Here is an 18,102-nt window from a genome sequence, read left to right as displayed (position 1 = left end):
GCCCTCACCAGATCACCGGAGTTCGCCGAGGCGTTCTCGGTATTCCTCGCCGGTGAGCTCGCCACGGGCGTAGCGCTCGGCCAGGATCGTGCGGGCGCTCTCGGTCGCCGAGGGACGACGGGTCCTGCGCAGCAGCGCGTAGATCACCGTGCCGATCAGCGCGGCGATGAGCACCAGCCACACCAGTCCGAAGATCCAGAACGGGCCACCTCCGTGCCCGCCCATTCCGGGACCGCCGGGTCCCCATTGCATCAGGAGTTCGGTCACCATCTCTGCTCACCTTCTTCGTCGGTGAGACCAGCATCGGCTCGACCGCGGCTCGCGTCGTCGGCTCAGGAGCGACACCCGTCCTACCGAATGCGACGTACCGGTCGTGCGGAGTTCACCGCCGCTTGCGGCCCGGTTTCTTGCGATCACCAGCGCTGCCGGGGTTGGGTGAACTGTGCGGGCCCGCCGCACCCGAGGTGAGGAGAGCCAGTTGGACGCCGCCGAGATCACCGGACCCAAACCCGTCCTGGCCGGCCGCAGGCCGTGGGGCCCGCAACTGTCGGTGTACGTGTTCATCCTGGGGCCGTTCCTGGCGCTGCTGGCGGCGGTGCCGCTGGCCTGGGGCTGGGGGCTGCGCTGGTGGGACGTGGCGCTGGCCGCGGGCTGGTACGTGCTGACCATCCTGGGCGTGACCGTCGGCTACCACCGCTACTTCACCCACGGCGCCTTCCGCGCCCAGCGCTGGCTGCGCATCACCCTCGCGGTGGTGGCGAGCATGGCGGTGCAGGGGCCGATCCTGCACTGGGTGTCCGACCACCGCCGCCACCACGCCTTCGCCGACCGCGAGGGCGACCCGCACTCCCCCTGGGCGTTCGGCACCTCCCCCGCGGCGCTGGTGCGCGGGTTCTGGCACGCGCACATGGGCTGGGTGTTCGAACGCGACCTGACCAACCAGGAGCGCTTCGTGCCGGACCTGCTGGCCGACCCCGACATGCGCCTGGTGCACAAGCTGTTCGGCCCGCTGACGGTGGCGACGTTCCTGCTGCCCGGGCTGATGGGCTGGTTGATCACCGGCACCGCCTGGGGCGCGCTCACGGCGTTCTTCTGGGCCGGTCTGGTGCGGGTGGCGTTCCTGCACCACGTGACCTGGTCGGTGAACTCCATCTGCCACCTGGTGGGCGAGCGACCGTTCAAGAGCCGCGACAAGGCCGCGAACTTCTGGCCGCTGGCGATCCTGAGCATGGGCGAGTCCTGGCACAACCTGCACCACGCGGACCCGACCTGCGCCCGGCACGGCGTGCAGCGAGGTCAGATCGACATCTCGGCGCGGGTCATCTGGCTGTTCGAGAAGGCCGGCTGGGTCCACCACGTCCGCTGGCCCACCCCCACCCGCCTGTCCCGGCTCGCGGCCGGCAAGGACTGACCCTCAGCGACGAGCCGAGGCGCAGCGGATGCAGAGCGTGGCCGCGGGCAGGGCTTCGAGGCGTTCTCGGCTGATGCGCTTGCCGCAGCGCTCGCACTGGCCGTAGGTGCCGGACTCGATGCGCTGGGCCGCCTGGTCGAGCGCCGCGAGCTCCTCCTTGGCGTCGGTGAGCAGGCCCTGGGTCTGGGCGCGCTCGTAGGCGATGGTGACGCCCTCGGGGTCGTGCTCGTCGTCGTTGGTGGTCCAGGCCGCCTGCTCGACGATGGACGCGAGGTGCCGCTGCAGCGACTCGATGCGGTGCTGCACCTCGTCCCGGTGCTCGGCCAGGACCCGTTCCGGCGGTTTGCGCGCCATGCCCGGACAACGCCGGGCGGCGTGCTTTATTCCGCTTCGGCCCCGCTCGTCACCGGTTCAGGTGCCGGTTCCTCGGGCTGCCGCTTGGTGCGCGAGCGGGCGAGGCTGGCGACGGTGGTGATGGCCAGGGTGAGCACGATGAACCCGAGCGAGGCGGCGATGCCGATGTCGGGGACGGCGAAGTGGATCTCGTCGACGTGCGAGCCGTGCAGCGCCTCGATGATCAGCTTCACGCCAATGAAGCCGAGGATGACCGCCAGCCCGTAGCTGAGGTAGATCAGCCGGTCCAGCAGGCCGCCGATGACGAAGTACAGCTGCCGCAGCCCCATCAGCGCGAAGGCGTTGGCGGTGAAGATGATGAAGCCGTCCTTGGTGAGCCCGAAGATGGCCGGCATCGAGTCCAGCGCGAAGATCACGTTGGCCAGCCCGAGCGCGGCCACGACCAGCAGCAGCGGGGTGAACTTCCGCTTGCCGTCGACGCGGGTCACCATCTTGCCGCCGTCGTAGGTGTCGGTGGTGGGCACGAACTTCTGCAGCGCCCGGATCATGCCGCTGCCGTCGTCGTCCTCCGAGTCGTCGCCGGCGTCGCGGGCGACCTTGATCGCGGTGTAGATCAGGAACGCGCCGAACAGGTAGAACACCCAGTTGAACGCGGCGAGCACGGCCACGCCCGCGGCGATGCAGACCGCGCGCAGCACCAGCGAGATCAGGATGCCGATGTAGAGCACCCGGTGCTGGTGCTCGCGGGGCACCGCGAACCGGGACATGATGATCACGAAGACGAACAGGTTGTCCACCGACAGGCTGTACTCGGTGACGTACCCGGCGAAGAACTCCGCGCCGCTGGTGGACCCGGCGAAGGCGAACAGAAGCCCGCCGAAGATCGCCGCGAGGGCGACGTAGAAGGCCACCCACAGGCTGGCCTCCTTGACGCCGACGGCGTGCGGCCGCCGGCCCACGATCAGCAGGTCGGCCGCGATCAGGCCGAGCAGCGCGATCAGCGTCACCGCCCACACCCACACCGGGAAGTTCATGCGCGTCCCCTCACACCGACTGCTGCGCGCTCATCCGAGAACCGGACAAGTGCATGCAGAATACTGTATGGAAAACCGGCCCCAATGAGACCAGCGGGACGAACCCGAGCAATTCGGGCGGAAAAACACGCCATTTGGAGCAAAATCACAGCCCGACGAGGACCTTTGGCGCACTACGTCCGATTCATCCTCGCCGGTACCGTTTTTCCGATCGTCCACACTGGACTTATTGTTCCACGCAGGCGGCGATCTTCGTTCCCCGGTCGGCACCGGTCAAGACGTGCTGCGCAGCTCCGCGAACCAGCGCCGCTCGACCTCCAGCACGCGCGTCGTGAACCCGGGTGCCAGACCCGCGACGACCTCGGCTCCCACTCTCGCCCAGCCGAAGCTGCGGCCCGGTCCGGCGGCGTCGACGACGGTGCCGGTGCCGCACCAGATCCCGGCCCCGGGCGGTTCAACCTCCACCCACACCGCTCCCCCGGGCCGCAGCACCCGGCGGATCCGCTCCAGCAGCGCCCGGGGATCACCGCCGATGCCGATGTTGCCGTCGACGAGCAGCGCCTCGCTCCAGACGCCTTCGCCCGGCAACGGGCCGAAGACGTCGCGGCGCAGCGCCATCGCCCCGCGCCGCAGGGTCATCGCCACCGCCAGCGGCGAGCTGTCGATGCCGAGGCACGGCACGCCCCGGACGGTCAGGGCGGCGGCGAGCCTGCCGGGCCCGCACCCGACGTCGAGCACCGGGCCACCGCAGGCGGCGAGGACGTACCGGTCGGCGGCGTCGGGCTCGGCGTTCCAGCGCCGACCCGGCAGCGGCAGCATCGCGCCGTCGCTGGTGCGCAGGGAGGCGGTCGCGCCGCGCAGGGCGGTGTCGAACTCGCCGCTCACCGCACGCACCCGGCCAGGGCCTCGGCGAAGCGGCTGCCCGGGATCGCGGCGGCGACGGCGCGGGCGTCGGGCATGGTGTCGACGTCGGTGAGCTCGGGCAGAGCGGCCACCCGCAGACCGGCGCCGCGCAACGCGTGCAGGGTGCGGCGGCCGGTGTCGGCGCGGGAGGTGGGGATCCCGGCCAGCAGCCGGGCCGCGCCGGGGTCGCGGAAGCCGATGGCCCACCAGCCGCCGTCGGTCGCCGGGCCGAGCACGGCCTCCGCGCCGCGCAGCCGCTCGCACGCCTCGGCCAGCAGCGCGGGGGTGACCTGCGGGGTGTCCATGCCGATCTGCAGCACCGGCAGCCCCAGCCGCGCGGTGTCGGCGTGGGCGGCGGCCAGGCGGTGCGGGAAGTCCGCACCGCGCTGGGTCAGCAGGGTCGTGGCGCTCAGCCGTTCCCGGAGTTCCGGGGCGCGGGCGGCGCGGTCGAGGTCGCCGGTGAGGGCGACGACCGGGTGCGCGCCCGGGGTGGCCAGCACGGCGTCGAGGGTGTCGAGCAGACCGGCCGCGGCGAGCTCGGCGGCCTGCTCGGGCGTGGCCGGCGGGCACAGGCGGGTCTTGGCCAGCCCGGGCACCGGCGCTTTGGCGACGATCAGCAGCGCGGTCATCGCAGCACCCGCGCCATGTCGCGGGTGGCCCGCCAGGTGCCGCGCACCGATCCGGAGACCTTCGAGCGGGTGCCGGCCGCCCGGGGCCGGTAGTCGACGTCGATCTCGGCGATCCGCCACCCGGCGCGCCCGGCCAGGCGCAGCAGTTCCAGGGGGTAGCCGAAGGCGCGGTCGGTCACCCCGAGGGCGAGCAGGTCGGCGCGGCGGACCGCGCGGATCGGGGCGATGTCGTGCACCGGCACGCCGTCGCGCCGCAGCAGCGCGGCGATCAGCGCGTTGCCCGCGCGGGCGTGCCAGGGCCACGCACCCGGGGTGGTCGGGACGCGGCGGCCCACCGCCAGCTGCGCCCCGGCCCGCACCCGGGCGACCAGCTCGGGCAGCACCGCCGGGTCCAGGGACCCGTCGCAATCGGTGAAGCACACGATCTCGGTGCGCGCGGCGAGCAGTCCGGTGTGCACGGCGGCCCCGTAGCCGCGGCGGGGTTCGGCGATCACGGTGGCCCCGAGGCCGGCGGCCACCGCCGCGGACCGGTCGCGGGAGCCGTTGTCCACCACCAGCGGCCGGTACCCGGGTGGCAGCGCGGCGAGCACCTCCGGCAGGGCGGCGGCTTCGTCCAGGCAGGGCAGCACGACGTCGACTTCGTTCACGGAACCCATGCAAGCGCACAGTGGACGACGCGAAAACCGCTGCGGCGCTTACCGAATCCTTACGCCGGGGAAGTTCTTACGAGGTTCTGACGGATCGCCGCGACACGTGGGAATCGCTCCGGTGCGCGGCTACCTTCACGGCCGTGCCCCGACGCGCCGACCTGCTCGCCCTGACCGCCGCCGCGCTGGTGGTCGCCGCCACGGCGATCACCGGTGCGCTGCTCAACCGCACCGGTGTGCCGCTGCACGCCGACGCCGCCCCGCTGTTCGGGTTCTGGGCACCGCACGTCGGCCCCGGAACTCCCCTGGCCGTGGCGGTCGCCGTAGCCGTGATCGCCTGGGGCCCGGCGGTGTCGGCGCGGCTGCCGTGGCGCCGGCTGCTGGCGGCGAGCTACGCGGCGGCGCTGGCGTGGACGGTGTCGCTGGCGCTGGTCGGCGGGTGGCGCGGCGGGGTGACCGAGCGGCTCACCGACTGGACCGAGTACCTGCACGACGTGCCCCGGGTGCACGACATCGGCGTGATGCTCGGCGAGTTCACCCGGCACGTCCTGGCCGGTCAGCCCGGGTCGTGGACGGTGCACGTGTCGGGACATCCGCCCGGGGTGCTGCTGGTCTACACCTGGCTGGACCGCCTCGGCCTCGGCGGCGGCACCTGGGCGTCGGTGGTGACGCTGCTGGTCGGCGCGCTGGCCGCGGTCGCGGTCCCGGCGACGGTCAAGGCGCTGGCCGACGAGCCGACGGCCCGCGCGGTGGTGCCGTTCGTGGTGCTGTTCCCCGGCGCGGTGTGGATGGGTGTGTCGGCCGACGGGCTGTTCACCGGGGTCACCGCCGTCGGCATCGCGCTGCTCGCGCACCGCCGCGCGCTGCTCGCCGGGACGGTGCTGGGCTTCTCGCTGTACCTCAGCTACGGGCTCACGCTCGTCGCCGTGCTCGCGCTCGCGGTCGTCGCGCTCACCCGCTCCTGGCGCTCGCTGCTGCTCGCCACGGTGGGCGTGGCGCTGGTCGTGGCGGCGTTCACCGCGTCCGGGTTCTGGTGGCCGGAGGGCTACGACCTGGTGATCCAGCGCTACCACCAAGGGGAGTTCGCCCGCCGCCCCTACGCCTACTGGGTCTTCGGCAACCTCGGCGCCCTCCTGCTCTCCGCCGGGCCGCTCGCCGCGACCGCCTTCTCCCGCAACTCCTCCCCGGCGCGGTGGCTGGTGGTGGCGGCCGGGGTGGCCGTGGTGGTGGCGGACGCGTCGGGGTTGAGCAAGGCTGAGGTCGAGCGGATCTGGCTGCCGTTTGGGGTGTGGTTCGCTGTGGCGGGTGCGCTGCTGCCCGCCGCCTCCCGGCGCTGGTGGCTGGGCGCGCAGGCGGTGACGGCGCTGGCCGTCGAGCACCTGATCGCGACGGGATGGTGATGGGGATGCGGGTGCTGGTGGTCGACGACGATCACGCGGTGCGCGACGTCGTGCGCCGCTACCTGGAGCGCGCCGGCTACGAGGTGTTCCTCGCCGGGGACGGCGAGGAGGCGCTGCGCTGCCACGCCGAGCGCAGACCGGACCTGATCGTGCTGGACCTGATGCTGCCCGGCCTGGGCGGGCCGGAGGTCTGCCGACGGGTCCGCGAGCACGGGCCGGTGCCGGTGGTGATGCTCACCGCGCTCGGCGAGGAATCCGACCGCGTCGCGGGCCTGGAGCTGGGCGCCGACGACTACGTCGTCAAGCCGTTCAGCCCCCGCGAGCTGGTGCTGCGGGTGAGCTCGGTGCTGCGCCGCGCCACCCACGCGCCCCCGGCAGCGCAGGAGTCCATCGTGGACGGTTCGCTGGTGCTCGACCCGGGCGCGCGCCGCTGCACCCTCGACGGGGTGGAGCTGTCGCTGACCATCCGCGAGTTCGACCTGCTGGCCCACCTCATGCGCCACCCGCGCCGCGCCTTCACCCGGGCCGAGCTGCTGGAATCGGTGTGGGGCTGGAACTTCGGCGACCAGTCGACCGTGACCGTCCACATGCGACGGTTGCGGGAGAAGATCGAGCCGCGCCCGGACCGCCCCGACCGGATCAGCACCGTGTGGGGCGTGGGCTACCGCTACGACCCCGAGGCCGGCTGATGGACCTGCTCACCGAACTCACCCACGTCGCGCCCTACGCGATCGGCCTGTCGCTGCCGGTCGCGCTGATCGGCGCCGGACTGCTGTACCTGCTGCGGCACCGCTCGCTGGCCACCACGCTGACGGTGCTGGTGGTCGTGCCGCTGGCGGCGACGCTGGCCGGGGTCCTGGGCGTCACCGGGTTCATGTTCGGCCCGCTGCTCACCACCGTGGTGGTCATCTGCACCGCCGTCGGCGTGATCACCGTGCCGATCGCGGTCGTGCTGGGCCGCACCATCGCGCGCCGCAGCGTGTGGGAGCGCGAGGCCCGCGCCCGCGAGCGCGCCGCCGAGGCCTCACGGCGCGAGCTGGTCGCCTGGATCAGCCACGACCTGCGCACCCCGCTCGCGGGCATCCGCGCGATGGCCGAGGCCCTGGCCGACGGCGTCGTGGACGAGCGCGGCGAGGTCTGCTCCTACGCCGACCGCATCCGCGGCGAGACCGAACGCCTGTCGCGGATGGTCGACGACCTCTTCGAGCTCTCCCGCATCACCGCGGGCGCCCTGCACCTGGAGCTCGGCGCGGTCCCGCTGCACGACGTGGTCAGCGAGGCGGTGGCCGCCGAGAACCCGCGCGCGCAGCGGCGGGGCGTGCGCCTGGCCACCGAGACCGAGCAGTGGCCGGTGGTGTCCGGCAGCGACGCCGAGCTGGCGCGGGTGGTGCGCAACCTGCTGTCCAACGCCATCCGGCACACCCCGCCGCACGGCTCGGTGGTGCTCTCCGCGGGCTACGACGGGGCGCAGGCGTGGCTGCGGGTCGACGACGCCTGCGGCGGCATCGCCGACACCGAGCTGGAGCGGGTCTTCGAGGTCGCCTACCGGGGCGATCAGGCCCGCGGCGACGGCGAGCAGGGCGCCGGGCTGGGACTGGCCATCGCGCGCGGACTGGTGCAGGCCCACCGCGGCGAGATCCACGCCCGCAACCACGGCCCCGGCTGCCGCTTCGAGGTCCGGCTACCCCTGGCCGACGGCGTCGCGTAGCGGCGCCGCGGCGAACTCGCGCACCCCGTCGGCGAAGCCGACGCGCGCCCGGAACCCCAGCACCCGGCGGGCTTTGGCGGGATCGGCCACGACGTGGCGGACGTCGTTCGGCCGCGCCCCGCCGACGATCTCCGGCGCCGGACCGCCGCAGGCCGAGGCGAGGGACTCGGCGAGGTCACCGATCGTGCGCGGGGTTCCGGAGCAGATGTTGACCGCGTCCAGTTCCCCTTGCGGCGCAGGGGTTTCCGCCGCCGCGAGGTTGGCGGCGGCCACGTCGCGCACGTGCACGAAGTCGCGTCGCTGCCGCCCGTCCTCCAGCACCCTCGGCGCCTCACCCCGGTGCAGCGCGGACCGGAACAGCGAGGCCACCCCGGCGTAGGGCGTGCCGCTGGGCATCCCCGGCCCGTAGACGTTGTGGTAGCGCAGCGCCCGCACATCTCCCCCGGTCTGCCGCGCCCACGCCGCGGCGAGGTGCTCCTGAGCGAGCTTGGTGGCGGCGTAGGTGCTGCGCGGGTCCAGCGGCGCGTCCTCGGGCACGAGTTCGCTGGTCAGCGGCCTCCCGCAGCGCGGGCACGGCGGCTCGAACCGCCCCGCCTCGACGTCCTCGGCACGCCGCTGCCCGGGGCGGACGTGGCCGTGCTCGGCGCAGCGGTAGCGGCCTTCGCCGTAGACGACCATCGAGGAGGCCAGCACCAGCCGCCGGACCCCGGTCTCGTGCATCGCGGCCAGCAGCACGGCCGTGCCGAGGTCGTTGTGGGCGGCGTAGCCGGGCATGTCGGAGGGGTCGACGCCGTGGCCGACCATCGCGGCCTGGTGGCACACGACGTCGGCCCCGGGCAGCAGGCCCCGCAGCAGCTCGGCGTCGCGAACATCGCCGCGCACCAACGGGAATCGGGTGTCGGGCACCGTCCCGTGGGCCTGGGGCAGCAGGGCGTCGAGGGCCACGATCTCGTGACCCCGGTCGGTGAGGGCGTCGGCGACGGCCGAGCCGATGAAGCCGGCGGCGCCGGTCAGCAGGATGCGCACGCCCCGACGCTAGGACCGCACCGGCCGGGCCGGGAGCGATCGGGCCGCGATGTCATCGATCCACAAGAACTTTCGGCTCCCTTACGCCTCGCCCCCGCCCCTGGCGCTTCGCTGGCGACAGGTCTCGAATGGAGCCATGACCTCGCTCTCCCGCGGCCGGGCGGCCGCGATCGGACTCATCGCGGCGGGCTCGGCGCTGGCCGCCGGGCACCTGGTGGCCGGTTTCGGCGATCCCCGCACCTCTCCCCCGGTCGCCGTCGGCGGCGCGTTCATCGACCTGGTGCCGCCCGGGGTGAAGGAGTTCGCGGTGGCGCTGTTCGGCACCGCCGACAAGATCGCGCTGCTGACCGGCATGGCCGTGGTCATCGCCGCCCTCGCCGTGGCCGCCGGGCTGCTGTCGCGGAACCGGGTGCTGCCGGGCGCGCTGATCATCGGCGCGTTCGGGCTCGTCGGCCTCGCCGCCGCCCTGAGCCGGCCCGAGGGCGCCGCGCTGCCCGCGGTGGTGTCGCTGATCGTGGGAGTGGGCGTGTTCGCCGGGCTGCACCGGCTCGGCTCACGACCGGAGCCCACCGAGTTCGAGCGCCGCCGGTTCCTGGCCACCTCGGGGCTGGTCGTGGTCGGCGCCGGGCTGGCCGGTGTCGCCGGAACCACCAAGCAGTCCGGCACCGCCACCTCGCAGCAGCAGGTGGCCGCGCGGCTGCCGAAGCTGCCGGCACCCGCGATCCCGGCCGGCGCCGACTTCGTCGCCGACGGCACCCCGCCGTTCCTCACCCCCACCCGCGACTTCTACCGGATCGACACCGCCCTGGTCGTGCCCCGGCTGCGCGCCGAGGACTGGCGGCTGCGGCTGCACGGCATGGTCGAGCGCGAACTCGACCTGTCGTTCACCGACCTGCTCAACCGACGCCTGGAATCCCGGACGATCACGCTGGCCTGCGTGTCCAACGAGGTCGGCGGGAACCTCATCTCCACCGCCCATTTCGTCGGCGTGCCGGTGTGCGACCTGCTGCTGGAGGCCGGGGTTCGGCCGGGCGCGCAGCAGCTGATCACCACCAGCAGCGACGGCTACAGCGCGGGCACGCCCGTCGACGTGCTGCTCGAAGCCGACCGGGGCGCGCTGCTGGCGTTCGAGATGAACGGCGAGCCGCTGGCCACCCGGCACGGGTTCCCGGTGCGGATGGTCGTGCCCGGCCTCTACGGCTACGTCTCGGCCACCAAGTGGCTGGTCGACGCCGAGGTCACCACCTTCGACCGGCAGGCCTACTGGCAGCAGCGCGGCTGGTCGCAGCTCGGCCCGATCAAGACCCAGTCCCGCATCGACCGCCCGCAGCGGGGCGCGCAGGTCCCGGCCGGTCCGGTGACGGTCGCCGGGATCGCCTGGGCGCAGCACACCGGCATCGACGCCGTGCAGATCCGCGTCGACGGCGGGCCGTGGCAGCCCGCCGAACTGGCCACCGACGTCGGCCGCGACACCTGGCGGATGTGGCGGGCCAGGCTCGACCTGGCGCCGGGCGAGCACGTCGTGCAGTGCCGGGCCACCGACCGCACCGGCACCCCGCAGACCGAGGCGCGCCAGGGCGTCATCCCCGACGGCGCGACCGGCCTGCACGAGATCACCTTCCGCTGCGGGTGACCGGCATCACTTCCGCGGGACATCGCCGCGCGAACTGAGCAACCGTTCGGTACGGCACTCGGTGAGGGGAGCGCGCGGTGAGCGACGTCGGAACGGGCATCTTCGAGTCGGTGGACGACGTCGTCGAGCAGCTGGCCGGAACCGGCTACCTCGCCTCGAACTCCGTGGCCACCACGGTGTTCCTGGCCGACCGGCTCGGCAAACCGCTGCTGGTCGAGGGACCGGCCGGGGTCGGCAAGACCGAGCTGGCCAAGGCCGTCGCGACCGTCGCCGAGGCCCGCCTGGTCCGCTTGCAGTGCTACGAGGGCATCGACGAGGCCCGCGCGCTCTACGAGTGGAACCACGCCAAGCAGCTGCTGCGCATCACCGCCGGTCGCGACGAGACCTGGGACGAGGCCCGCACCGACATCTTCAGCGAGGAGTTCCTGCTGCCCCGGCCGCTGCTGACGGCCATCAGCGGCGACGAGCCCACGGTGCTGCTCATCGACGAGACCGACAAGGCCGACGTCGAGGTCGAGGGCCTGCTGCTGGAGGTGCTCAGCGACTTCCAGGTCACCGTCCCCGAGCTCGGCACGGTCAGCGCCTCGCGGCGGCCGTTCGCCGTGCTGACCTCCAACGCCACCCGCGAGCTCTCGGAGGCGCTGCGGCGCCGCTGCCTGTTCCTGCACATCGACTTCCCCGACCCCGAGCTGGAGCAGCGCATCCTGCGGCTCAAGGTGCCCGGCCTCGACGAGGCGCTGGCCTCCTCGGTGGTGGAGCTGGTGGGGGCGCTGCGCGGGATGGGGCTGCGCAAGTCGCCGTCGGTGGCCGAGACGATCGACTGGGCCCGCACGCTGCTGGCGCTGGGTGCCGACACCCTCGACGAGGACGTGGTGCGCGACAGCCTCGGCGTGGTCCTCAAGCACCAGGACGACGTCCGGAGGGCCGCCGAGAAGCTGGTCGTGCCGTGAGCCTGCGGGCCCGCCTGGTCGGCTTCGCCGGGGCGCTGCGCGAGCAGGGCGTGCGCATCGGCCCGGGCGAGACCGTCGACGCCGCCGCGGCCGCCGAGGTCCTGGGCCTGGCCGACCGGGAACGGCTGCGCGAGGGCCTGGCCGCCGCGCTGCTGCGCACCGACGGGCAGCGCACGGTCTTCGACGCGGCCTTCGACCTCTACTTCCCCAGCGGCGTCGGCGCACCCGAGAGCGCCCGCGACGGCGACCCCGAGGACCTGGAGCAGCGGCTGGTGCAGGCGCTGGCCGACGACGACTCCGGCGCCCTGTCGCAGCTGGCCGGGGAAGCGGTGGACGCACTCGGCGGCTTCGGCGGCGAAGGCGGACCGCAGGGCTGGTCAGCGCACCAGACGCTGGAGCGGCTGCAACCGCAGACGCTGCTGGCCCGCGTGCTCGCGGCCATGCGCGCGGGAACCGAGGAGGACTTCACCGACCGGCTCGACCGCGACGAGATCCGCCGCCGCATCGACGGCTTCCGCGAGAAGGTCCGCACCGAGGCGCGCCGCCGCTCCGCCGAGCTGCGCGGCACCGACCACGTCGCCAAGCACGCCATCACCCCCAGCGCCGACCAGGTCGACTTCCTCAACGCCGGACGCGATCAGCTCGCCGAGCTGCGCCGCGCCGTGCAACCGCTGGCCCGCAAGCTCGCCACCCGCATGGCCGCCCGGCGGCGCCGCGCCAGCCGCGGCGGCATCGACCTGCGCCGCACCCTGCGCCGCTCGCTGTCCACCGGCGGCGTCCCGCTGCGCCCCGCCTACCGCAACCACCGCCCGGCCCGCCCGGAGCTCGTGCTGCTGTGCGACGTGTCCGGCTCGGTGGCGGGATTCGCGAACTTCACGATGCTGCTGGTCCAAGCGCTGCACGACCAGTTCAGCAAGGTGCGGGTGTTCGCCTTCGTCAACCGCACCGACGAGGTCACCCACCTCGTCGAACCGGGCGCCGCCGATCCCGCCGAGCTCGGCCGCCGCGTGCTCACCGAGGCCGAGGTGACCGGCTGGCACGACAGCAGCGACTACGGCCAGGCGCTGGGCGAGTTCACCGAGCGCCACCTGGACGCGGTCGGGCCGCGCACCTCGGTGCTGGTGCTCGGCGACGCCCGCACCAACGGCTGGAACCCCAACCTGGAGGCCCTGCACCTGATCAAGGAGCGCTCCCGGCGGGTGTTCTGGCTCAACCCGGAACCGGAGAACCGCTGGTCGACGGGCGATTCGGCGGCGCTGGAGTACGCGGCGATCGCCGAGATGCACGAGTGCCGCAACACCCGCCGCCTCACCCACCTCGTCTCCACCCTGCTGCCGGTGTGACGACGGCCGGGGCGGGAGCGCGCGGTCCGGCGCGTACATTTGGGTCGAGGCGCGCCTGGGGTGCGCCGGCAACGTTGGTGGTCCCGGGGTGGGGCCGAGAGCTCCGAGAAGGTTGATCGGGTGGTAGTCCCCACGGCTCCTGCGCAGGACGTCGCGCAGCCGGTTCGACGCACTCCCGGACCGCGGGCCGCGTGGGCGCTGCGCCTCGTCGCGGTGATCGCCGCCGGGTTCGCCCTCTACGCGGGCTCACCGCCGCGCGAGGCCTGGTGGGTGGCGCCGCTGGCGATCGCGGTGCTGGGCGCCGTGGTGCGCCACCGCAGGGCGCGCGCGGGCTTCGGCTACGGCCTGGTGTTCGGCTTCGCGTTCCTGCTGCCGCTGCTGGGCTGGCTGCAGGACTTCCTCGGCGCCGACTTCGGCCCCTGGCCCTGGCTGGGCGTGGCCGCGGTGGAGGCGCTGTTCATCGGCCTCGGCGGGGCGGGGATGGCGCTGGTCAGCCGCCTGCCGGCGGCTCCGGTGTGGATGGCGGCGGTGTTCGTCACCGCCGAGTCGGTGCGCTCGGCGTTCCCGTTCGGCGGATTCCCGTGGGGCAGGCTGGCCTTCACCCAGGACACCGGTCCGATGCTGTCGCTGGCCGCGATCGGCGGTGCCTCGTTGGTCTCCTTCGCCGTCGCCCTGGCCGGATCGGGCCTGGCGGTGTTGATCCGCGCCCCGCGCCGCTGGGCGGTGCCGGTGGCCGCGATCGCGGTGCCGCTGCTGGGCGGGCTGGCGTGCTGGCCGCTGGTGGGCACCGACGCCAACGCCGGGACCGCGCGGGTGGCGATCGTCCAGGGCAACGCCCCCAACCTCGGGCTGGGCCTGCTCTACGAGGACGACGTGCTGCACGACAACCACGTGCACGCCGCCGAGAAGCTCGTGGACGACGTGCGCGCCGGCCGGGTGCCCAAGCCCGATCTCGTGCTGTTCCCGGAGCAGGTGGGCAGCTGGGGCCCGGCGCGCAGCGACCCGGAGCTGTCGGCGATCGCCTCCCGGCTGGGCGTGCCGCTGGTCGTCGGCGGGCTCGGCCAGGACCGCGACGGGCAGCTGCACAACGAGATCGTGCGCTGGGACCCCGACACCGGCTTCGGCGACCGCTACATCAAGCAGCACCTGGTGCCGTTCGCCGAGACGATCCCGATGCGCGAGGTCGCGCGCCTGGTCAGCCCGTTCGTGGACCGCTTCCAGTCCGACATGGTCCCGGGCGATCAGCCGGGCGTGCTCGACGTCGCGGGCCTGAAGCTGGGCGTGGGCGTCTGCTACGACGTCGCCTACGACGACGTGTTCGGCCCGGCCGCGGCGCGGGGCGCCACGCTGCTGGCGGTGCCCACGAACAACGCCTGGTACGGCCATTCGGAGATGAGCTACCAGCAGCTGGCGATGTCGCGGCTGCGCGCGGTGGAGACCGGCCGCTCGGTGCTGGTCGGCGCGACCAGCGGGGTCAGCGCGGTGGTGGCGCCGGACGGGTCGGTGACCGCGCAGACGGAGCTGTTCACCGAGCAGAACCTGATCGCCGACGTTGCGCTGCGAGCGAATCGGACCCCGGCCACCGAGCTCGGTTCGGTTCCGATGTGGACACTGGCGGTGCTGGGGGTGGGCGCGATCGCGGCCGCCGGGTGGCGGTCGCGGAAGTCCGGCGCCTGATCGACGAACGAGTGCGCGGCCGGTCGGCGACGACCGGCTAGGAGGATGTGGATGACGAGGCGAGCACCGGCCGAGAAGGTGCTGGTGGTGATCCCGACCTACAACGAGCGGGAGAACCTGGGGCCGATCGTGCGGCGGCTGTTCGACGCGCTGCCCGCGGCGAACGTGCTGGTCGTCGACGACGGCAGCCCCGACGGCACCGGTGAGGTCGCCGACGGGCTGGCGGCCGACGACGACCGGGTGCACGTCCTGCACCGCACGGCGAAGGCCGGTCTGGGGGCCGCCTACGTCGCCGGTTTCGAGTGGGCCCTGGCCCGCGACTACACGGCGATCATGGAGATGGACGCCGACGGTTCGCACGCCCCGGAGGACCTGCCGCGCCTGGTCGGCATGCTCGGCGAGCGCGGCACGGGCGCCGACGTGGTCCTGGGCTCCCGCTACGTCACGGGCGGCCGCACGGTGAACTGGCCCTGGTACCGCGAGTTCCTGTCTAGGGGCGCGAACCTCTACTCCAAGCTGGCCCTGGGCGTCCCGATCAACGACATCACCTCCGGCTACCGCGTCTATCGCCGAGAGGTCCTGGAAACCCTCCAGCTGCACAACGTCGCCTCCCAGGGCTACTGCTTCCAGGTGGACCTGGCCCTGCGCGCGGTAGAAGCGGGCTTCCAGGTAGCAGAAGCCCCCATCACCTTCGTGGAACGAGAACTCGGCACGTCCAAGATGGACGCCAACATCGTCCGAGAAGCCCTGCTCAGGGTCACCAGCTGGGGCCTCCGCAGAAGAACACAACAAGCAGCGCAAACAGCCCGACAACTACTCCCGTGACGTCAGGCAAGCGCCGAAGGCGCTTTCTCTTTCACCACCTCAGACGCTTGCACCGCCGCGGGTTTTGACACGTCTTCTGGGGAGGACAGCCGACGCGCCGTGTATTGGCATACATAAGCCTCGGATCCCGGAGCCAGAAGGCGTGTCAGGTTCCGCTACCCGCACCGCCAAGCAACAAGACCACAGAGTAGTTGATCTTTAAACCCAACCCCGAACACACGTAAGCGCCCGAGCCGCAAAATCAGCCCGGGCGCTTGCCATGCGAATATCAAAAAATCAACGACCCCGACGAGTCCTCAACAGGTCCAGCCGCTCATTGAGCAGCTCTTCCAGCTCAGGGATCGTGCGCCGTTCGAGCAGCATGTCCCAGTGGGTGCGCGGCGGCTTGCTCTTCTTCTGCTCCGGCTCGTTGCCGTCGATGATCTTCGACTCGGTGCCGTGCAGGCGGCATTCCCAAGTCGGCGGGACCTCGGCGTCGTCGGAGAAGGGCACCTCGAACTCGTGGCTCTTGGGGCAGGCGTAGCGCACCGTCCGGCGCGGTGCGAGGTCGTGGTTACGGTCGGTCTCGTAGCTGACAGCTCCGAGCCGGCTGCCACGCAGAACGCGGTCGGCCATGACGGTTCCTTTCCCTTCGGCTCGGGCGCAGTTCCCGAGCGGTTGTGCTCACCCTGTGCAACGACGGAGTACCCGTCGCCTGTTCCCGGTGTCGTGCTGCTGGTCGCCGTCGGTGACATTGTTCACCCGTCAACGACGGCCGTCCTCCTAGGGACGCGGCCGGGGCACGTTCGTGACGTGGCCTCCCGACAGCAATCCACAGGTGGGTTCGAACGGGTGATAGTGCCAGATGTCCGGTCACCATCGCCAAGCAGGACCCCGGATTGTTAGTCATTGTGGGATGCAGATCACGACCCGTACGGCCGATGGACCTGCCCTGGGCGTGACTGCTCGTAGTGCCATGATCCTCCCCGTGATCACAACGCAGCGTACTGGCATATTCCGTTTTCGCGGATTCCCCGCACCACCTAGATCACCAGCATGGAGCAACGCGCGCGCGATCGCGAGGCGAACACGCCTGATCACGCTGCGCACATGACTCAGAGCAGTTCCGGCGCGCGGTTGCCCACCGCCTCGATGGCCCGGCGGACCGGCACCAGCGCGACCAGCACCAGGCCGACCGCGAAGAAGATCACCAGCGAGATGATCGCCAGCCGGAACGAACCGGTGGCCTGACCGACCCCGGCGAACACCAGCGGCCCCAGCCACGACGTCGAGCGCTCCCCCACCTCGTAGAGCGAGAAGTACTCGGCCTCGCGGCCCGGAGGGATCATCTGGCTGAACAACGAACGGGACAGCGCGTTGGTGCCCCCTAGGACCAGACCGATCCCCACGGCCAGCCCGTAGAACTGCATCTGCTGCCCGGCCTGCACGAAGTAGGCCGCCACCAGCACCAGCAACCAGAACGCCAGGCTGACCAGGATGGTCTTCTTCGCACCGATGCGGCGGGCCAGCACCCCGTGCAGCACGCCGCCGACGAAGGCGATGAACTGCACGATCAGCAGCGTCACGATCAGCGAGTCCTGCGGCAGCTTGAGCTCCAGGCTGCCGTACTGCGCCGAGACCTGGGAGACCGTGGAGATGCCGTCGGTGTAGATCCAGTAGGCGCCCAGGAACGCCAGAGTCAGCGGGAAGTGCCTGGCCTCGCGCAGCGTGTGCAGCAGCTGCTTGAAGCCCGCGGTGACCGCGGCGGCCCCCTTCTCACCGCCCTCGGGCGCCTGGTGGCGGCGCAGAGCGGTCAGCGGCAGCAGCGTGAACACCGCCCACCAGATGCCCGAGGAGAAGAAGATCAGCCGCACCGCCGCCGACTCCGACAGGCCCACCGAGTCGTGCCCGAGGTAGATCACCAGGTGCAGCGCCAGCGCCGTGCCGCCGCCGAGGTAGCCGATCGCCCAGCCCCGGGTGGAGACCCGGTCGCGCTCGTCGGCGTCGGCGATCTCGGGCAGGAACGAGTAGTAGACGACGATCGAGGCGCCGTAGCAGATGTTGGCGACGATGAACAGCACCACGCCCAGCTGCCAGTTCTGCCCGGCGACCAGCGCCAGCAGTCCGGTGGTGGCCGCGCCGCCGAAGGCGAAGACCGCCAGCATCAGCCGCTTGTTCTGGGTGCGGTCGGCGATGGCGCCGGTGATCGGCAGCACCACGACCTGCACCACTGTGGCCACCGACAGCAGGTAGCCCCACAGCGACCCGGCCGGGAACGTCAGGCCCAGCAGCGAGATGTCGCAGTGGACCAGCGAGTTGTCGCCGGCGCAGGCGCCCAGCCCGTTGCGCGCGACGTCGGCCTTGGCGGCGGCGGTGGCCACCGAGGTCAGGTACAGCGAGAGGAAGACGGTGGTGACCGACGTGGGGAACACCGAGTTCGCCCAGTCGTACCAGCACCACCCGCGTTGTTCCCGGCGACGCTGCGCGGACCCGGGTCCCGCTTCGCTGTCCATCACGCTCATCCCGTTCGGTCCTCCGGCGGAGTGGATCACTCGATTGGAGGCACCATACTGGCAACCGGAG

General features: G+C 72.5%; 18 protein-coding genes. 9 read left to right on the top strand and 9 right to left on the bottom strand.

From position 1 onward, the window contains the following. Window positions 1–12: 12 nt before the first annotated feature. Entirely contained in the window at window positions 13–270 is a 258-nt protein-coding gene (locus BM424_RS29520) for an SHOCT domain-containing protein (protein WP_093420244.1), read from the bottom strand. A gap of 208 nt (window positions 271–478) precedes the next feature. Between BM424_RS29520 and BM424_RS19765 the strand changes: the two genes are divergently transcribed. Then, entirely contained in the window at window positions 479–1,411 is a 933-nt protein-coding gene (locus tag BM424_RS19765; protein ID WP_093420240.1) for an acyl-CoA desaturase, read from the top strand. Window positions 1,412–1,414: 3 nt separating this feature from the next. Here the strand turns inward: BM424_RS19765 and BM424_RS19760 are convergent, their stop codons facing one another. The 5 genes from BM424_RS19760 to BM424_RS19740 form a co-directional block, all read right to left on the bottom strand. Then, window positions 1,415–1,765, bottom strand: a complete 351-nt coding sequence (locus tag BM424_RS19760) for a TraR/DksA family transcriptional regulator (RefSeq protein ID WP_093420237.1) — start codon at window positions 1,763–1,765, stop codon at window positions 1,415–1,417. Between the two features lie 26 nt (window positions 1,766–1,791). Beyond that, window positions 1,792–2,799, bottom strand: a complete 1,008-nt coding sequence (locus BM424_RS19755) for a TerC/Alx family metal homeostasis membrane protein (RefSeq protein WP_093420235.1) — start codon at window positions 2,797–2,799, stop codon at window positions 1,792–1,794. 273 nt (window positions 2,800–3,072) lie between these two features. Further along, window positions 3,073–3,684 (bottom strand): class I SAM-dependent methyltransferase, encoded by a 612-nt coding sequence (locus BM424_RS19750; protein WP_245775990.1) that lies wholly within the window; start codon window positions 3,682–3,684, stop codon window positions 3,073–3,075. After that, window positions 3,681–4,331: a TIGR04282 family arsenosugar biosynthesis glycosyltransferase gene (locus BM424_RS19745; RefSeq protein WP_093420233.1), complete on the bottom strand. Its 651-nt coding sequence runs from the start codon at window positions 4,329–4,331 to the stop codon at window positions 3,681–3,683. Before BM424_RS19745 ends, BM424_RS19750 begins: the two co-directional genes overlap by 4 nt. Further along, the gene (locus tag BM424_RS19740; RefSeq protein ID WP_093420231.1) at window positions 4,328–4,987 is read right to left on the bottom strand and encodes a glycosyltransferase family 2 protein; all 660 of its coding nucleotides are present in this window, start codon (window positions 4,985–4,987) and stop codon (window positions 4,328–4,330) included. Before BM424_RS19740 ends, BM424_RS19745 begins: the two co-directional genes overlap by 4 nt. A gap of 134 nt (window positions 4,988–5,121) precedes the next feature. Between BM424_RS19740 and BM424_RS19735 the strand changes: the two genes are divergently transcribed. Genes BM424_RS19735 through BM424_RS19725 form a run of 3 tightly spaced genes read left to right on the top strand, consistent with a single transcriptional unit; the run spans window position 5,122 to window position 8,086 of the window. Then, window positions 5,122–6,378, top strand: coding sequence for a hypothetical protein (locus BM424_RS19735; RefSeq protein WP_093420229.1), 1,257 nt, complete (start codon window positions 5,122–5,124; stop codon window positions 6,376–6,378). Window positions 6,379–6,383: 5 nt separating this feature from the next. Further along, window positions 6,384–7,067: a response regulator transcription factor gene (locus tag BM424_RS19730; RefSeq protein ID WP_245775989.1), complete on the top strand. Its 684-nt coding sequence runs from the start codon at window positions 6,384–6,386 to the stop codon at window positions 7,065–7,067. After that, window positions 7,067–8,086 (top strand): sensor histidine kinase, encoded by a 1,020-nt coding sequence (locus BM424_RS19725; protein ID WP_093420225.1) that lies wholly within the window; start codon window positions 7,067–7,069, stop codon window positions 8,084–8,086. The genes BM424_RS19730 and BM424_RS19725 overlap by 1 nt, the downstream gene beginning before the upstream one ends. Here the strand turns inward: BM424_RS19725 and BM424_RS19720 are convergent. Then, window positions 8,060–9,112, bottom strand: a complete 1,053-nt coding sequence (locus tag BM424_RS19720) for an NAD-dependent epimerase/dehydratase family protein (protein WP_093420223.1) — start codon at window positions 9,110–9,112, stop codon at window positions 8,060–8,062. The genes BM424_RS19725 and BM424_RS19720 overlap by 27 nt on opposite strands. A 136-nt stretch (window positions 9,113–9,248) precedes the next feature. Here BM424_RS19720 and BM424_RS19715 point away from each other — a divergent pair, with 136 nt between their 5' ends. The 5 genes from BM424_RS19715 to BM424_RS19695 all read left to right on the top strand — a co-directional run bounded on the left by BM424_RS19715 (window position 9,249) and on the right by BM424_RS19695 (window position 15,540). Next, entirely contained in the window at window positions 9,249–10,745 is a 1,497-nt protein-coding gene (locus BM424_RS19715; protein ID WP_093420221.1) for a molybdopterin-dependent oxidoreductase, read from the top strand. Between the two features lie 77 nt (window positions 10,746–10,822). Then, the gene (locus BM424_RS19710) at window positions 10,823–11,695 is read left to right on the top strand and encodes an AAA family ATPase (protein ID WP_217649767.1); all 873 of its coding nucleotides are present in this window, start codon (window positions 10,823–10,825) and stop codon (window positions 11,693–11,695) included. Next, window positions 11,692–13,038 (top strand): vWA domain-containing protein, encoded by a 1,347-nt coding sequence (locus BM424_RS19705; RefSeq protein WP_093420219.1) that lies wholly within the window; start codon window positions 11,692–11,694, stop codon window positions 13,036–13,038. The genes BM424_RS19710 and BM424_RS19705 overlap by 4 nt, the downstream gene beginning before the upstream one ends. 120 nt (window positions 13,039–13,158) lie before the next feature. Next, the gene (gene lnt / locus BM424_RS19700) at window positions 13,159–14,715 is read left to right on the top strand and encodes an apolipoprotein N-acyltransferase (RefSeq protein WP_093420217.1); all 1,557 of its coding nucleotides are present in this window, start codon (window positions 13,159–13,161) and stop codon (window positions 14,713–14,715) included. A gap of 51 nt (window positions 14,716–14,766) precedes the next feature. Beyond that, the gene (locus BM424_RS19695; protein WP_245775988.1) at window positions 14,767–15,540 is read left to right on the top strand and encodes a polyprenol monophosphomannose synthase; all 774 of its coding nucleotides are present in this window, start codon (window positions 14,767–14,769) and stop codon (window positions 15,538–15,540) included. A gap of 276 nt (window positions 15,541–15,816) precedes the next feature. Here the strand turns inward: BM424_RS19695 and BM424_RS19690 are convergent, their stop codons facing one another. Next, window positions 15,817–16,155 carry an RNA polymerase-binding protein RbpA gene (locus BM424_RS19690; RefSeq protein ID WP_093420213.1) on the bottom strand — a complete coding sequence of 113 codons (339 nt, stop codon included), beginning with the start codon at window positions 16,153–16,155 and terminating at the stop codon, window positions 15,817–15,819. Between the two features lie 479 nt (window positions 16,156–16,634). Next, the gene (locus BM424_RS19685) at window positions 16,635–18,041 is read right to left on the bottom strand and encodes an MFS transporter (protein WP_093420211.1); all 1,407 of its coding nucleotides are present in this window, start codon (window positions 18,039–18,041) and stop codon (window positions 16,635–16,637) included. Between the last annotated feature and the right edge of the window lie 61 nt (window positions 18,042–18,102).

Source organism: Saccharopolyspora flava (assembly GCF_900116135.1).
GTDB classification, from domain to species: Bacteria; Actinomycetota; Actinomycetes; order Mycobacteriales; family Pseudonocardiaceae; genus Saccharopolyspora; species Saccharopolyspora flava.
The sequence above is the reverse complement of the archived record's forward strand: the minus strand, read 5'-3'. Positions and strand labels throughout refer to the sequence as shown.

Bases quoted from the DNA above. Each gene is read 5' to 3' on its own strand.
- BM424_RS19760 (WP_093420237.1), bottom strand. From the start codon at position 1,765: ATGGCGCGCAAACCGCCGGAACGGGTCCTGGCCGAGCACCGGGACGAG.
- BM424_RS19740 (WP_093420231.1), bottom strand. From the start codon at position 4,987: ATGGGTTCCGTGAACGAAGTCGACGTCGTGCTGCCCTGCCTGGACGAA.
- BM424_RS19725 (WP_093420225.1), top strand. From the start codon at position 7,067: ATGGACCTGCTCACCGAACTCACCCACGTCGCGCCCTACGCGATCGGC.
- BM424_RS19695 (WP_245775988.1), top strand. From the start codon at position 14,767: ATGACGAGGCGAGCACCGGCCGAGAAGGTGCTGGTGGTGATCCCGACC.
- BM424_RS19755 (WP_093420235.1), bottom strand. From the start codon at position 2,799: ATGAACTTCCCGGTGTGGGTGTGGGCGGTGACGCTGATCGCGCTGCTC.
- BM424_RS19715 (WP_093420221.1), top strand. From the start codon at position 9,249: ATGACCTCGCTCTCCCGCGGCCGGGCGGCCGCGATCGGACTCATCGCG.
- BM424_RS29520 (WP_093420244.1), bottom strand. From the start codon at position 270: ATGGTGACCGAACTCCTGATGCAATGGGGACCCGGCGGTCCCGGAATG.
- BM424_RS19685 (WP_093420211.1), bottom strand. From the start codon at position 18,041: ATGAGCGTGATGGACAGCGAAGCGGGACCCGGGTCCGCGCAGCGTCGC.
- BM424_RS19690 (WP_093420213.1), bottom strand. From the start codon at position 16,155: ATGGCCGACCGCGTTCTGCGTGGCAGCCGGCTCGGAGCTGTCAGCTAC.
- BM424_RS19730 (WP_245775989.1), top strand. From the start codon at position 6,384: ATGCGGGTGCTGGTGGTCGACGACGATCACGCGGTGCGCGACGTCGTG.
- BM424_RS19745 (WP_093420233.1), bottom strand. From the start codon at position 4,331: ATGACCGCGCTGCTGATCGTCGCCAAAGCGCCGGTGCCCGGGCTGGCC.